General features: G+C 63.8%; 17 protein-coding genes. 8 read left to right on the top strand and 9 right to left on the bottom strand.

Translation table 11 applies throughout. The features are described 5' to 3' along the window. The first annotated feature begins 145 nt into the window (after window positions 1-145). Window positions 146-391, top strand: a complete 246-nt coding sequence (locus C481_RS15300; protein WP_006110184.1) for a PRC-barrel domain-containing protein — start codon at window positions 146-148, stop codon at window positions 389-391. A gap of 4 nt (window positions 392-395) precedes the next feature. Beyond that, window positions 396-854 (top strand): NOB1 family endonuclease, encoded by a 459-nt coding sequence (locus C481_RS15295; protein WP_006110183.1) that lies wholly within the window; start codon window positions 396-398, stop codon window positions 852-854. Window positions 855-885: 31 nt separating this feature from the next. Here the strand turns inward: C481_RS15295 and C481_RS15290 are convergent, their stop codons facing one another. Beyond that, window positions 886-2010, bottom strand: a complete 1125-nt coding sequence (locus tag C481_RS15290) for a CPBP family intramembrane glutamic endopeptidase (RefSeq protein ID WP_006110182.1) — start codon at window positions 2008-2010, stop codon at window positions 886-888. Between the two features lie 119 nt (window positions 2011-2129). Further along, window positions 2130-3437 (bottom strand): hypothetical protein, encoded by a 1308-nt coding sequence (locus C481_RS15285; protein ID WP_006110181.1) that lies wholly within the window; start codon window positions 3435-3437, stop codon window positions 2130-2132. A 104-nt stretch (window positions 3438-3541) separates the two neighbouring features. Between C481_RS15285 and C481_RS15280 the strand changes: the two genes are divergently transcribed. Further along, window positions 3542-4042 (top strand): DUF5812 family protein, encoded by a 501-nt coding sequence (locus C481_RS15280; protein WP_006110180.1) that lies wholly within the window; start codon window positions 3542-3544, stop codon window positions 4040-4042. A gap of 67 nt (window positions 4043-4109) precedes the next feature. On the opposite strand, the gene C481_RS15275 is transcribed toward C481_RS15280, so the two are convergent. Beyond that, window positions 4110-4478: a hypothetical protein gene (locus C481_RS15275; RefSeq protein WP_006110179.1), complete on the bottom strand. Its 369-nt coding sequence runs from the start codon at window positions 4476-4478 to the stop codon at window positions 4110-4112. Between the two features lie 117 nt (window positions 4479-4595). Here C481_RS15275 and secF point away from each other — a divergent pair, with 117 nt between their 5' ends. Both secF and C481_RS15265 read left to right on the top strand, forming a co-directional pair. After that, entirely contained in the window at window positions 4596-5492 is an 897-nt protein-coding gene (secF, locus tag C481_RS15270; RefSeq protein ID WP_006110178.1) for a protein translocase subunit SecF, read from the top strand. Further along, window positions 5489-7138 carry a preprotein translocase subunit SecD gene (locus C481_RS15265; RefSeq protein WP_006110177.1) on the top strand — a complete coding sequence of 550 codons (1650 nt, stop codon included), beginning with the start codon at window positions 5489-5491 and terminating at the stop codon, window positions 7136-7138. Before secF ends, C481_RS15265 begins: the two co-directional genes overlap by 4 nt. A gap of 178 nt (window positions 7139-7316) precedes the next feature. Here the strand turns inward: C481_RS15265 and C481_RS23330 are convergent, their stop codons facing one another. The 5 genes from C481_RS23330 to C481_RS15245 form a co-directional block, all read right to left on the bottom strand. Beyond that, window positions 7317-7427, bottom strand: coding sequence for a DUF7563 family protein (locus tag C481_RS23330; protein ID WP_449406460.1), 111 nt, complete (start codon window positions 7425-7427; stop codon window positions 7317-7319). A gap of 96 nt (window positions 7428-7523) precedes the next feature. After that, window positions 7524-8537, bottom strand: coding sequence for a sodium:calcium antiporter (locus tag C481_RS15260; protein ID WP_006110176.1), 1014 nt, complete (start codon window positions 8535-8537; stop codon window positions 7524-7526). Window positions 8538-8610: 73 nt separating this feature from the next. Then, window positions 8611-9324 carry a ribonuclease HII gene (gene rnhB / locus C481_RS15255; RefSeq protein WP_006110175.1) on the bottom strand — a complete coding sequence of 238 codons (714 nt, stop codon included), beginning with the start codon at window positions 9322-9324 and terminating at the stop codon, window positions 8611-8613. Window positions 9325-9374: 50 nt separating this feature from the next. Next, window positions 9375-9602 carry a hypothetical protein gene (locus C481_RS22280; protein ID WP_006110174.1) on the bottom strand — a complete coding sequence of 76 codons (228 nt, stop codon included), beginning with the start codon at window positions 9600-9602 and terminating at the stop codon, window positions 9375-9377. A 104-nt stretch (window positions 9603-9706) separates the two neighbouring features. Further along, window positions 9707-11077: a tRNA pseudouridine(54/55) synthase Pus10 gene (locus tag C481_RS15245; protein WP_006110173.1), complete on the bottom strand. Its 1371-nt coding sequence runs from the start codon at window positions 11075-11077 to the stop codon at window positions 9707-9709. A gap of 218 nt (window positions 11078-11295) precedes the next feature. Here C481_RS15245 and C481_RS15240 point away from each other — a divergent pair, with 218 nt between their 5' ends. The 3 genes from C481_RS15240 to C481_RS22740 all read left to right on the top strand — a co-directional run bounded on the left by C481_RS15240 (window position 11296) and on the right by C481_RS22740 (window position 13176). After that, complete coding sequence (locus C481_RS15240) at window positions 11296-12396, top strand: S1C family serine protease (protein ID WP_006110172.1); 1101 nt, start codon at window positions 11296-11298, stop codon at window positions 12394-12396. Window positions 12397-12722: 326 nt separating this feature from the next. After that, entirely contained in the window at window positions 12723-12950 is a 228-nt protein-coding gene (locus C481_RS15235; protein ID WP_241434692.1) for a DUF7511 domain-containing protein, read from the top strand. A 4-nt stretch (window positions 12951-12954) separates the two neighbouring features. Next, window positions 12955-13176, top strand: coding sequence for a hypothetical protein (locus C481_RS22740; RefSeq protein ID WP_006110170.1), 222 nt, complete (start codon window positions 12955-12957; stop codon window positions 13174-13176). 25 nt (window positions 13177-13201) lie between these two features. Here the strand turns inward: C481_RS22740 and C481_RS22275 are convergent, their stop codons facing one another. Continuing rightward, on the bottom strand, window positions 13202-13378 hold the full coding sequence (locus tag C481_RS22275) for an HVO_A0556 family zinc finger protein (protein ID WP_169331460.1): 177 nt from the start codon (window positions 13376-13378) through the stop codon (window positions 13202-13204). Between the last annotated feature and the right edge of the window lie 58 nt (window positions 13379-13436).

The following is a 13436-nucleotide window of genomic DNA, read 5'->3' as shown; positions in this document are numbered from 1 at the left end:
GCACAGCAGGGTTTCCGAACGCTTTTGTCGGGCACCCGCGAGCAGGAGCGGAGATTCCCACTGGCGCTGTGTGACGACTTCGCCCGCCGTCGCAACCAGCGTTGAGCCCGAGGTTTTTAATACCGATTAGTAAATACGAGTATGCATGAGTGAGATACTCGCCGAGAACCTCTCGGGCAAGTCCGTCATGGGGTCGGACGGCACCGAACTGGGGCTGCTGTACAACATCACCATGGACCTCAAATCGGGTCAACTTCACAACCTCGTTATCGAACCGGACGAGGAACTTCCGGAGCGGGCCGTCGACTTCAGCGTCGACGACGCCGGTCGATTCCTCGTCTCCGTTAGCCGCGTTCAGGCGGTCAAAGACTACATCGTCGTCCAGCGCTAAGGGTATGTACGTTCTCGACTCCTCGGCTTTTATCCACGACTTTCACACAACAGAACAGACCGCAACCATCCCCCTCGTCCGCGAGGAACTCGAAGACGAGAGCGCCTATCGCTTCGACGCGATGGAGGGTTCGGGCATGCACATCCACATCCCGAACGAAGACACCACCGAGAAGGTCCGCCGCGCCGCCAAAGAGTCCGGCGACCTGAGCGTCCTCTCCGATACCGACATCCGCCTCGTCGCCGCGAGCTTCGAACTCGACGCCACGCTCGTGACCGACGACTACGCGATGCAAAACGTCTCCGAGAAATTAAACGTCGCCGTCGACGTGATCGCCCGCGACGGCATCGAGGAACAGCGCCACTGGCACTACCAGTGTCAGGGCTGTGGCCGCGAGTTCGACGAGGAAAAAGAACGGTGTCCGATCTGCGGCTCTGAACTCGCGCGGAAGAACCCGTCATAACGTCAGCGGGCTTCCGACAGCGTGTGCCGGGTTACGCGCTGTACGTGAAGTAGAGGTTCGCGAAGAGGACGGCGTTGTAGACGCCGTGAACGAGCGCCGGCACGAGTAGATTCTCCGTTCGTTCGTACAGCGTTCCCAGAACGAGCGCCAGACCGAAGATAACGGCGAGGCTCGCGACGACCTGTCCCGGGCCGGCAGTCCAGTACGCCTGGGTGTGAATAATCGCGAAGATGATGCCGCCGATCAGGATGGCACCGACTCGGGAGAACGACTCGTACAGCGATTTCTGGACGATATTTCGATAAAGCAACTCTTCGAAGGGACCGATGACGAGAATCGAGGCCGGTACCAGCACCAGCAGGATTTCGGGGTTCTCCGCCGCCTGCTGGGTCGTCCCGTGATCCGAACTCTCGACGCCGGTCGCCTGAAAGAGCAGTGAGATCGCTCCGAGCGTCCCGAAGATGACGAAGACGCCCCCCGCGATCAGCAGGAGATCTCGCCCCGTCGGCCGTCGCAGATCGATGTACGACAGGTCACGTCCGGTCACCGAGAGGTACCACCAGACCAGGATCGCCGTTCCAAGCGCCATCCCGAGTTGGCTCACGACGACCGACTGGATCCGCGACAGTTCGCCGATCGCCGCCATCACGGGCAGTGCGATCACGAGCGCGCCCACCTGTGGGGCGAGCAATCCACCAAAGCCGAGCGCAGACAGTATCGTCGTTCGTTGCGTTCGCTCCTTGAGTCCGACCAGCCCGATCCCGAAGTAATCCGCAACGGCCACACCCACGGCAAGTCCGCTCGTCACGAAGGCTGCAAAGACCAGCGAAAACGACGATTGGACGACGGGAACCTCGACCGAGACGGGGATTCCCTGATTCAGCGTGTAGCCGGAGAGCACGACGACGGCGATACTCGACGCGCCCGCGACAGCCGCGGCCAGTCGCCGGTCGAGGCTCCCGTGGCGACTGGCGAGAAAGGCGACGACAGTCACGACCGCGAACGCGGCCGCCGCCCAGATCGCAGGGCTCTCGATCCCGCGCGTAACGGGAAGCAGCGTCGCCGCGAGCATCACGGCAGCAAAGACCGCCCCGAGACCGGGAACGGCAGCAGACGTCACGGCAGCGGCCTCATCGGCCCCTGTGGCTTGGTTCATACGTCACGTTTCGTACGCGTCCACATATGGGCTCCGCAACCGGCCCAAACACCGGGTACTCCTCCGGAAACGACACCCCCGCAAGCCGATCTGCTCGACTCCTGGAGCGCCCCGTCCCGTTACCGCTCGACCCGCAACTCCGTCTTCTCTGCGACCGCCTCGGCCTCCGCGAACTCGCCGCCGCCCAACAGACCGCGAGTCGCCTTCTTCGCCCACTCCACGGCCGGCTGCTCGAACGTATTCACGCCGTAGAGTTCACCGGCGAGCACGCAGGCGGCTTCCATACCGTAGAGCAGTCCGCCGAGTTCGAACTCGTCGACGCGGTCGATTTCGATGCGGACGTTGGGACGGCCGGCGGCGGCGAGGCTCGCTTCGGTCGCTTCGAACTCGGCGTCGAGCAGGTCGCCGAGCGAGGCGTCACCGAGATAGGCGAGGTCGTCGACGTCGGTGTCAGGGATCGGCCGAGCCGCGGTTTCCTGCACCGTAACGAAGGTGACGAGTTTATCCCGCGGGCCGGCCCGATAGAGTTGCAACTGAGAGTGTTGGTCGGTCACGCCGAGCGCGCGGACCGGCGTCTGGCCGAGGTCGTCTTTGCCGAGGCTTTCGGCCCAGAGCTGGGCGAACCATTCGGCGTAGGTTTCCAGCGATTCCGCGTAGGGCATCATCGCGTTCGTGCGTGCGCCGCGTGCGTCGAGCGCGTAGGTGGTCGCGCCGTAGGCGTAGGCGGGACACTCGAACAGCGAGCCGGTGAGCGTCTCGGCCTCGGCGGCCGCCCCGCGGAGCAGGGCATCGAGATCGTGCCCGCAGACGGCGGCGGCGACCAGCCCGACCGCGGAGAGCGCGGAGAAGCGACCCGGAACGCCGTCGGGAACTGCGAGCGAGGGCAGATTGTGGCGCTCCGCGAGTTCACGGAGTGGCCCGTCGTCGCCGGTCGTGACGATGGTTCGTTCGGTCCAGTCGACGCCGGCTTCCTCGAAGGTCTCGCGGACGACGAGGAAATTCGCGAGGGTTTCTGCGGTCGTGCCCGAGCGCGAGACGACGTTGAGCACGGTGGTCTCGAGGTCGAGCCGATCGAGCGTCGCCGAGAGCCAGTCGGGGTCGACGTTGTCGAGGTAGATCGCCTCGGGATCGTCCGCGTCGTTCAGCGCGTCGGTGATCGTCGCCGCACCGAGTGCGCTGCCACCGATACCGACGGTAAGGATGGCGCTCGTGTCGGGACCGGTTACCCGATCGACGGCAACCCGTATCTCGTCGGTGTCCGTCCGGTTCGGCAGGTTCAACGCGGCGTAGCCGTGCTCGCCGGCCTCCATTCCGGCGTCGATTCGCTCGTGTGCGTCGGCGACCTGCTCGTCGAGGCGCTCGAGCGCCGCCCGCGAGATACCCGGAGCGGCAACCGCCGAAAGCGCGTTTCCGATGTCGACGTTCATGTGCGAGAGGGCAACCGCCTGCGGTAAAGACGTTCCGTCATCCGGCGGTCGTTCCCTCGGAGCGACCCGAAACCCCGAAACCGCCCGGATGCCTACGCCGGCACATGACCGAGAAAACCGGCACCTTCGTCGTCACCCACGCCGAGGACGACTCCGCCGTCGTCCGCGACGTCGAGACGACGCAGGTCCACACGCTCGCGTCGAATCCCGGCCTCGAAACGAACGACGTGCTCGAAGCCACCGTCGCCCCCGATCCCCCGCTCGAGGTCACCTGGCAAGTGATCGACGTGGCCGAGCGGCGCTCCGTCGACCTCGTCGACAGCGATCTCGACCCCACCCAGCACGCCAAAGCGCTCGCCGCCGACGCCGATCCCGGCGAGTTCATCCAGGAGGAACGCGCCGGCACCGGCGAGATTCACGTCTTCTGCGTGCCGGCGGCTGAACTCGAGGCGGCGGCTCGGGACGTACTCGAGGACGAGGAGACGATCGCGCGTGCGGCCCGCCTCGATGCGGTTCGGGTGGAGGTTCGTCGGGCCACGACCGAGGCGTCGGCCGATTCCCAGGACGACACCGGCGTGCTGAGCGTTCGCTACCTTCCTGACTAGTCACACGTCCCATCAGGGCAGTACACTATCCGGCAGTGCGCCACCACGACGAAACGAGAACCCCCCGCTAGGCCCGACTCGGCCCGTCCTCGCTCTGCACGCGCCAACTGCCCTCGATACCGCAGGCCTCGCGGATCTCGTAGCTGATCTCCGTATCCGCGTCGATCAGTGCGCCGCCTTCAACCGCCTCGACGCGAAGCGGGACGTCGAGCGAGTTCCCGCAGCACCCGACGCCGACGAACTCGTCCCACTGATCGCCTTCGCGCGCGTTTTCGCGCGTCTTGCGAAGGAAGGCGCGGAACGATGGCTTTTCGATCTGAAACCGACCCCACTCCGAAAGGTCGGCCGGATACGAAACGACGACTCGACCTGCCGCCTCGCCTCGAGAATCGCCACGGTGCTGCCGATCGGATCGGGTGCGCGAGCTGGTTGTCATACTCCCCGATAGGGTCTCGGCCGGCTTGAGCGTGGTGTCGTTTCACGCCAATTCGTTCTGGAACAGACGACTAAAATTGAGAAGGCTTACCTCGGGCGACACCCAGTGGTCCGATATATGGGGTATTTCGACGTACCGGACATACAGTATCCCCGGTACACTAACCGCCAGCTCGCGGCGGTACCGCTCGGACTCCTCGCCGTTGCACTGCTCGTGTTGAGCGGCTCGTTTCTGCTCACCGGCGCGCCAGTGCCACTCGGCATGGACTTTACGGGCGGTGCAGAGTTGACGATTCAGACGACGTCCTCGGAAGCCCAGATCCAGACGGCGTTCAGCGTCGAACCGGATTCCATCCAGCGCATCCAGGCTCCCGGCGTCGACAATCAGTATACCGTCCAGTTCGCTGGCGTCGAAGACGACGAGGCGATTCAAACGTTAAGTGAGCAAGCCACCGCTGAACTCGAGCAAGACGGGAACGCCGAAATCGTTCAGCAGGAATCGACGGCGTCACCGAGTTTCGCGGCCCAGACCCAACAGACCGCGCTGCTCGGTCTCGCCGTCGCGTTCGTCGGCATGAGCGCGCTCACGTTCTTGCTCTTTCGGACGTTCGTCCCCTCCATCGCGATCGTCCTCTCGGCGTTTTCGGACCTCGTGATCCCGCTCGCGTTCATGTCGATCGCGGGCATCTCGCTCTCGCTCGGGACCGTCGCCGCACTCCTGATGTTGATCGGCTACTCCGTCGACTCGGACATCCTGTTGAACAATCACGTGCTCCGCCGGAGCGGCGACTTCTACGAGAGCACCTCGCGAGCCATGACGACCGGCGTGACGATGACCATCACTTCCATGGCAGCGATGCTCGTCATGGGAATCGTCGCCTCGCTCTTCGGCATTGAACTCCTGGCGTCGATCGGGACCATCCTCTTCGTCGGCCTCGCCGCCGACCTGATGAACACCTACCTGTTGAACCTGAGTCTGCTTCGTTGGTACAAGTTCGAAGGGGTGCGATCATGACGAATCCGATCGCCTTCGTCAAGGAATACTGGCGGGTTATCCTGCTCGTCGCCTTCCTCGCGTTCGCCATGGTCGCCCTGTTCATCCCGGGCGGCATCATGGCGGACGACTCCCTCGCCGACAACCTCGGCGACAACGAAACCGCTGCCAACCAGTCCGGCGACGAGGGCTTTACGAACCTCGAGTACGGGATCGGTCTCGACGGCGGCACGCGAGTGAGCGCACCCGCAACCGGCATGATGGTCGACGAACTCGACATCGACGACAACGACCAACGCGATATCGAGACGACGCTCTACGCTGAACTCGACATCGAGAGGTCGGATGCGACCGTGCGCTACCACGAGAACGACGACCGATACACCGCCGAGGTCTTCACCGAGAACGTCACCGCGGCGGAGTTCGCAAGCGCACTCCAGAGCGCCGGCCTCGACGCGACCGAAGACGACGTCGAAAACGGCGTCACGCAGGAGACGCGCGACGAGATGATCAATACGATCGAGTTGCGGGTTAACGAAGCGGGCCTCTCCGGCGGGAACGTCTACCAGGAGGCGACCGTCGACGGCGGCTACTACATCGTCACCGAGGTTCCCGGGATGAGCCCGAACGAACTCCGGGGCCTGCTCAGCGACCGCGGCGACGTCCAGATCGTCGCGTACCATCCCGACGGGAACGGGAATCAGACCAACGACACCGTTCTCAACGACGACGACTTCAGTGATATCAGCCCGCCTGCATTCAACGATCGAGAGGGCACTCACTACGTGCCGGTGACGGTCGATAATACGGAAGGCTCCGACGGCAATAGCGCGGCCTCCGAGTTCCAAAGTTCGATGAACGAGTACGGCTTTACCTCGGAGGGAATCGGCCAGTGTTCGGTCCACGACCGCGACGCCGGCGAGTTCAACTTCGATCAGGATCAGCAACAGTGGTGTCTGCTCACGGTAGTCGACGACGAGGTAATCGACGCCCACAGTATGAGCAGCGGACTCGGCGGTGATATGGAATCCGGAACCTGGGCGAACGATCCCGGATTCCAGATGATCGTCCCGACCCAGCAGGACGCCCAGTACCTCTCCGTGAACCTGCAGTCAGGGGCGCTGACCGCACCGCTCGATTTCAGCCAGGAGCAGACCTACTCCACCGAACCGGCGCTGGCCGACCAGTTCAAGACGTTCTCGCTCATGATCGGGATCCTCTCGGTGATCACCGTCAGCGGGGTCGTCTTCCTCCGGTATCGCGACCCGCGCGTCGCGGCACCGATGGTCGTGACGGCGCTTTCGGAAGTCGTCATCCTGCTCGGCTTCGCCGCGCTGATACGAATGCCGATCGACCTCTCGCACGTGGCCGGGTTCATCGCCGTCGTCGGGACAGGGGTGGACGACCTCATCATCATCGCCGACGAGGTGATGAGCGACGGCAACGTGAGTTCACAGCGGGTCTTCGAGTCTCGCTTTAGCAAGGCCTTCTGGGTCATCGGAGCCGCCGCGGCAACGACGGTTATCGCGCTGTCGCCGCTCGCGGTGTTGAGCCTCGGCGACCTCCGCGGGTTCGCCATCATCACGATCCTCGGCGTGCTGATCGGGGTCCTCATCACGCGGCCCGCCTACGGGGGGATCCTCGAACGACTGCTCACGGATAAGTAACGAGCGAGACCGTTCAGCCGAACTCGTCTTTACGCTGCGCCGGTTTGATTTTGGCTCTGATTCTGATTCTGGTTCTAATCCTCCTCCTGATCCGCGATCGTTCCGTTCCGACCACGACCGCGCTGTCGCGGCCGCTACGAGCCGTTCACTACAGAATACGGCGACTGGGGTCGCCCGATCAGTTCTCACGGCAACGCGGACACCAGTCGACGGTACCAGCCTCTTCGTCACCGTGTGCGCGGACGAAGTCGATTGAAACGTGGTTTTCACACCGTGTACAGATCGGCATCAGTTAACTACCTCCGTTGTCTCCGATTTCGCTCGATCGCCACGTCGAGTGATCGCTGCGAGAGAGAAGAATCGCGCGCCTGCCGTTGCAACGCGCCTATGACGTCTGTATGATAGAGAGCAGCCCGATGCTCTCAAGGAGGAGCCAGAGCACGAACAGGCCGTACACGCCGATCAGGAACCAGGCCTCCCGTTCGGAGAGGAGCATATCGGTCCGCGCGATCGTGAAAAAGATCGCCGTCGCGAGGACGAGAAAGGCCATCATCGGAACGACGTGGGCGAACTGGATATCCATTCCTCTCGCGGCGAGAACGCCGATCGGCACCGCGACGAGCAGGTCGAAGATGTTGCTGCCGAGCACGTTGCCGAGACTGACCGACGAGCGGCCGGACCGCGCCGCGACGACGCTGACGAACGCGTCCGGAACGCTCGATCCCGCCGCGACCACGGTCATCCCCCACAGAAATGACGGCGTTCCAAAGGCGTCACCGAGCCCGACCGCCGCACGGACGAGCCCTTCGACGCCGACGATGATGACGACCAGCCCCAGCCCGAACCAGAGCCAGTTCTTGGCGAGATCGATGCTCGTATCGACCTCGAGTTCGTCCTCGGCGGTGTCGAGGTACTGCGTGAAGACGTACAGCCCGTACAGCGCGATCGGGAACAGCGCAAGCGGGCCCGTAACGGTGCCCCGGACGCCGTTCTCGCCGATCGGATAGTAGATCACCGCGAGCGAGAACGTCAGCAGCAACACGGCGACCGAGAGCATGTAAAAGAGCGACTCCTTGTAGACGAGTTTGCGGTTCGTCTGCATCTCTCCGGGGCCGGCGAGCGCGGCGAGGCCGGGGATAACGAGCAGGTTAAAGACGGCCGAGCCGACGATCGCGCCGACGCCGAGTCCGGACTCCTCGTGTACGAGCGTCGCCAGGAGCACGCTCATCAGTTCGGGCATACTCGAACCGGCGGCGGCGATGAGCGCGCCCTGGACGACCGGCGGCACGCCGTAGCCGGCCGCGAGGCTGTTCGAAGCGGATTCCAGCCAGGAACTGCCCTTCCAGACGACGCCGGTGGCAACCGTCGCGAGCGCGAGCAGGAGCAGAATATCGAGCACGTGTTACGTGTACTCGCGAAGAGAACTCACATAAAACAACACGACTGTCATCGACCGCTCGCAACGAGCCGTCTCAGAACTGGCCGAGCCCCGTCTGTTCGGCCGCCGCAAGCACGTCTTCGCACGTCGCCCACGACGTTCGCGCCACCGGCGGTAACTCGCCGTGCTCGTCGACGTAGCGTTCGAGGAACTCCCGGGTCGTCGGATCGCTCGGATACCCGCTACCGACCGAGCCGAACTCGTCGGCGATCGTCTCGACGTGGGCGTCGCGTGCGACCTTGGCGACGATACTCGCCGCTCCGACGATCGGCGAGTCCTCGTCCGCGCCGTGGCGTGCGTCGAGTTCGAGTTCGAGCGTGCAGGCGTCTGTTACTCGCCGCGCGAAGCGTTCGGCGTCGGTGTCGCAGGCGTCGCAGAGTCCCGTCAGCGGATCGGCGTCGAACTCGTTTCCGTTTTCGTTTTCATTTTCGTTTTTGTTCTTGTTCTCGTCCTTGGTTTCGTTCGCCGTCGAAAGGGATTCGATCGCCTGCGCGTGCGCTCGCACGGTGAGCGAGTTCATGTCCGTCTCGGGGTCGTCGATCTGCGCGGGCGTTATTTCGGCGAGACCGATACCGATCCGGTCGTCGGCTCGCAGCGTGTCCGCGAGTTCGTCGCGGCGGGCGGGGGTAAGTCGTTTCGAGTCCGCGATGCCCTCGGGGAGCGCCGCGTCCGTCTCGACGTGGACGGCGGCGGCGAACATCGATCCCAGGGCCGGACCCTTGCCGGCTTCGTCGACGCCGAATGGCATATGCCGAGGGTCGGTCGCGGACTGCTAAACCGTTGCGTTCTCTCGGTCCGTTACACCGAGTGACCGACGGGTGACAGCGGCCGGCTCGCGTCGAGAACGACGAGCGAGTCGGTGGGAATCGAACCCGAACGTGGCGTACACGTTTGGTCGTCGCCGTGAACGGTACTCGAACAACCACGATTCGGGGCGCTCTCGCGTGGCTGCGCGAACGGATCGCCGTCGAGGATGCCGACGAACGCATCGAGGGCTCCGGGGAGCCGATCATGTCTCCGCAGCATCGACGATCATCGGACGCAGAAGGTAACGCGGTCGGCTCGAAGCACTCGCCGATGAAACCGAGCGTGACGATTCGTAACTCTGCTATCTCGCAGGGGCGAACGCGCTACTCCTCGTCGACACCCGGTTCGTCCCGAAAGTACTCCTCGAGTTCGAACGGCTCGGTCTCTCCCTCGACGCCGATCACGTCGAGCGCCGTCACCTCGGCGTCGGTACCGAGCAGGCCAGCCAGACTCGGCTCCGTCCGCCCGTCGTCGCTGCTGACGAGTTCTTTCACGTAGAGGCCGCCCTCGCCGTGGATTCGAACCTCGGCCCGGGTCGGGTCGGACAGGTCGCCGTCGGTGTCGTAGACCGTCCGCTCGCGGGTCAGCGCCGCCCGTCGGTGGTCGACGCGTTGTGGCGTGTCCTGTTCGACCGTCGTGCCCCGGAGTTCGGCGAGCGCATCCTCGAACGCCGTCTCGTCGATCGGCTCGCTGAACTCGACGTCCGCGCGGTAGCGTTTGCTCGCGTCGTGTTCCTTGACGCGTTCGACCATCTCGTAGGTCGCCAGCCGGAGTCCCGCGACTTCGACGGAACCCGCAGCGGCCTCGTTGATCTCGCGTTCGAGCGCCGCCGGATCGGGGTCGCGGTTCCGGGGTCGTTTCACTTCGAGGACGAACGGGCGGCCCTCCTCGAGCATGCGGGCGTCGACGTCCTCGCGGCCCGCGCCGTGGAAGGTACCCTCGTCGCCGTCCATCGCGTCGACGACGTGGGGTCGAACCGTCTGCTCGACGCTCGTCTCGTACAGGTAGCCCGAGCCGCCGCAGTAGTCACAGGGTTCCTCGCCGCCGTCGCCGAGCTGGATGCCGCTGCCGCCACACTCCCGACAGGGCCACTCCGTCTGAGGAATGTCGCGCTCGAGTTTGCGGTAGCGCCCGTAGACGAAGGCCGGATTGATCTGTACGTCGACCGCGTGGCTCGTGACTTCGGCTGCCGCGCCCGATTCGAGCACGTCGAGGGGACCGAACCCCTCGAGATCGATGACCGCCAGTACGTCCGGTCGGTCGAAGTCGACGTCGGTACCCGTCTTCGCGCCGACGCGGCGACCCACTTCGCGGTTCATCTCGCGTTTGAGCGATTCGCCGCTGTCGGGTTCGAGAGCCGCGTCCTCCCGGAGGAGGCGCTCGTTCTCTTCGACTAGCGGCGGGACCTTCGTCCCGACCTGGTAGGTCTCGAAGTCGATACCGTCGAGTTCAGCGACGATGGTGGCGGCGATGGCATCGAAGGTGCCGCAGTACCCTTCACAGACCCAGCACGCGTCGGGGGCGTCGGGATCGTAGTCCGCGTCGTCGGCCAGTGCGATGGTCGTCCGAAGTGCCCGGCCGCGCTCGGCGTTCGTCAGGCCGAAACTCCGGTCGGCAAAGGGGCGACCGAGACAGGAATCACAGAGTGGTCCCGTCGCGAGCAGCGCGCGGGCGTCGTCCTCGAGCGTCGTCATATCCTATGCGTCGGGCAGCCGCGGGTAACACGTTTTCCCTTCCCGATTCGCTTCTGCGTGGCTTTCTCACCCTCTCTTCGGTCACGCTCCGCTGCCCTCGTCTCGTCGACAGATCGTCGGCATCATCGCTCGCACCCGGTTTCGCTCGTGGCTTCCTCTCGGCCGTGTCCGCAGCGGTCCTCGGTACTGCAAAATAGGTGGACTCTCATCCATCGGCTATGGACGATTTTCGATCGGGGCGACGACGGTTTCTGGCGGCGACGAGCGCCGGCCTCGCCGGCGTTGCCGCCGGCTGTTTGGAACCCCGGGCCTCGGGGCCTATCGAGGGCGGTTCCTCGCACGAAATAGATCGCGGAAACCTCGCAGACGGTTCGACGTTTACCGATATCTACGAGGCGGTTATCGATTCGGTCACGCAGGTTCGCGTCTTCGGCGTGAAGGACCCGAACAGCGACTCCGTTGGTCGCGGACGGGGATCCGGGTTCCTCGTCGACGAAAGCCACGTCGTCACGAACGCACACGTCGTCGCCGGCGGCGAAGAAACCGATCTCCAGTACATCAACGGCGACTGGACGACGACTGAACTCGTCGGAACGGACACGCACAGCGATCTGGCGGTCCTCGAGACGGATCACGTCCCGGATAGCGCAACGCCGCTGACGCTTGCCGACCAGCGACCGGTTGTCGGCCAGCAGGTCCTCGCGATCGGCAATCCCTACGGGCTCGAAGGCTCGATGTCCGAAGGAATCGTCAGCGGCGTCGATCGAACGCTCGACGCACCGGGACGCGAGTTCTCGTTCCCGAACGTCGTCCAGACCGATGCCGGCGTCAATCCCGGCAACAGCGGTGGACCACTGGTCGACCGCAACGGAAACGTCGTCGGCATCGTCAACGCTGCCGGCGGCGAAAATATCGGCTTTGCGATCTCTGCAGCACTGATGCAGCGTGTCGTCCCGTCGCTGATCGCTGACGGGGAGTACAACCACTCCCTGATGGGAATTACGTTCATGACCGTCGACCGCCTCGTCGCCGAGGCGAACGGTCTCTCCGAGGCGACGGGCGTCATCGTCGATAGCGTCCGGTCGGGCCAGCCAGCAGCGGGGACGCTCCAGGAATCGACGCGGACGACCACGCGCGGCGGCGCACCGATACCCGTCGGCGGAGACGTCATTCTCGAACTGAACGGCGAACCGGTTCCCGATCGACACGCGTTCTCGACGTATCTCGCCCTCGAAACCAGTCCCGGCGACACGCTCTCGCTCACGCTCTGGCGAGATGGTCGGGAGACGACCGCGGAAATGGTCCTCGGCGAGCGGTAGTCATCCGCACAATACCGGCGGCAAATCACTGATTGAATCGGTCCGTTTCCGTCGTTACGCTACCGCTACAGCCGTTCCGATCCCGATAACAGTTTCGTACAGGTCAGCCGCTGTCGAGTTCTTTTTCGGCGGAATGAACTGTTCGAACCGGCTCGAAATGGGGATCAGGGTATCGTTTGCGGCGTTTAGCCTCCCGATAACAATAGGTTCAACCGCTGAACCCGAAGATGGCGCGAACACTCGACGCCTGCCATTCAATGAATCACGATGCTGACAGCTGGTCGTCGGATACTACGGTCGGTGACGAACAGTCGACGTCGAGCACGATGGACGACGCGAACGCACCCGACGGTGAACTCGAGTCTACAGACGCGCGACGCTCACAGCGACAGACACACGACACCGGACCCGAACTCGATCACGTCAGAATCGACAATGGGGACTCGCCCGACGAGTGTGCGATCTTCCCGGCGGAGGCTCCCGAAGAAGAACTCATGTCGAACTGGATCGCGGCGACCCAAGGATCGTTCGTCGATCTCGAATCGATACGCTAGTCCAATGCACCTCGGGAGTACAGTTACGACAATCGGGTTCTGGGTTGGGACACTGCTCCCTGTCGTCTATCTCCCGCTGTTCGTGGCGGGCATCGGGTCGGTAACCAGATTTTCGATCTTTCTCTGTGTGCTCGTGATCAACATCATTGCCCTCGTTATCGGCCACGACTATCCTGGCTCTCGATCGTACGACGAGCGTCAAATCGACGGGTCCCGCTCACGATAGCGATCGCATTTCGACCGGGAGCGAGTCACGAGGACCATACCTGTGCCTGTGGCGTTCCACAACTGTCGCAGACGACGGCCCTGTTTCCCTTGTAACGGTCGCGTTCGAGTTCACCGTCATCACAGGCCGGACAGGGCCGTCCCTCGAGGAGTGACAGCAACTGTCCCCGCGCCGCGTTCTGCTGTGATTGTGATTTCGCCATATAGGTACTTCAGCCCGAGATACCGGAAACGATTGGCCCTGTCTATGCAATGTTCGGC

The sequence above is a fragment of the Natrialba asiatica DSM 12278 genome, from assembly GCF_000337555.1.
GTDB lineage: Archaea > Halobacteriota > Halobacteria > Halobacteriales > Natrialbaceae > Natrialba > Natrialba asiatica.
This window is presented reverse-complemented; position numbering and strand designations above follow the sequence as displayed.

Coding starts and splice junctions, on each gene's coding strand:
- C481_RS15300 (WP_006110184.1), top strand. CDS start 146: ATGAGTGAGATACTCGCCGAGAACCTCTCGGGCAAGTCCGTCATGGGG.
- C481_RS15295 (WP_006110183.1), top strand. CDS start 396: ATGTACGTTCTCGACTCCTCGGCTTTTATCCACGACTTTCACACAACA.
- C481_RS15290 (WP_006110182.1), bottom strand. CDS start 2,010: ATGAACCAAGCCACAGGGGCCGATGAGGCCGCTGCCGTGACGTCTGCT.
- C481_RS15285 (WP_006110181.1), bottom strand. CDS start 3,437: ATGAACGTCGACATCGGAAACGCGCTTTCGGCGGTTGCCGCTCCGGGT.
- C481_RS15280 (WP_006110180.1), top strand. CDS start 3,542: ATGACCGAGAAAACCGGCACCTTCGTCGTCACCCACGCCGAGGACGAC.
- C481_RS15275 (WP_006110179.1), bottom strand. CDS start 4,478: ATGACAACCAGCTCGCGCACCCGATCCGATCGGCAGCACCGTGGCGAT.
- secF (WP_006110178.1), top strand. CDS start 4,596: ATGGGGTATTTCGACGTACCGGACATACAGTATCCCCGGTACACTAAC.
- C481_RS15265 (WP_006110177.1), top strand. CDS start 5,489: ATGACGAATCCGATCGCCTTCGTCAAGGAATACTGGCGGGTTATCCTG.
- C481_RS23330 (WP_449406460.1), bottom strand. CDS start 7,427: ATGCCGATCTGTACACGGTGTGAAAACCACGTTTCAATCGACTTCGTC.
- rnhB (WP_006110175.1), bottom strand. CDS start 9,324: ATGCCATTCGGCGTCGACGAAGCCGGCAAGGGTCCGGCCCTGGGATCG.
- C481_RS22280 (WP_006110174.1), bottom strand. CDS start 9,602: ATGCTGCGGAGACATGATCGGCTCCCCGGAGCCCTCGATGCGTTCGTC.
- C481_RS15245 (WP_006110173.1), bottom strand. CDS start 11,077: ATGACGACGCTCGAGGACGACGCCCGCGCGCTGCTCGCGACGGGACCA.
- C481_RS15240 (WP_006110172.1), top strand. CDS start 11,296: ATGGACGATTTTCGATCGGGGCGACGACGGTTTCTGGCGGCGACGAGC.
- C481_RS15235 (WP_241434692.1), top strand. CDS start 12,723: ATGGACGACGCGAACGCACCCGACGGTGAACTCGAGTCTACAGACGCG.
- C481_RS22740 (WP_006110170.1), top strand. CDS start 12,955: ATGCACCTCGGGAGTACAGTTACGACAATCGGGTTCTGGGTTGGGACA.
- C481_RS22275 (WP_169331460.1), bottom strand. CDS start 13,378: ATGGCGAAATCACAATCACAGCAGAACGCGGCGCGGGGACAGTTGCTG.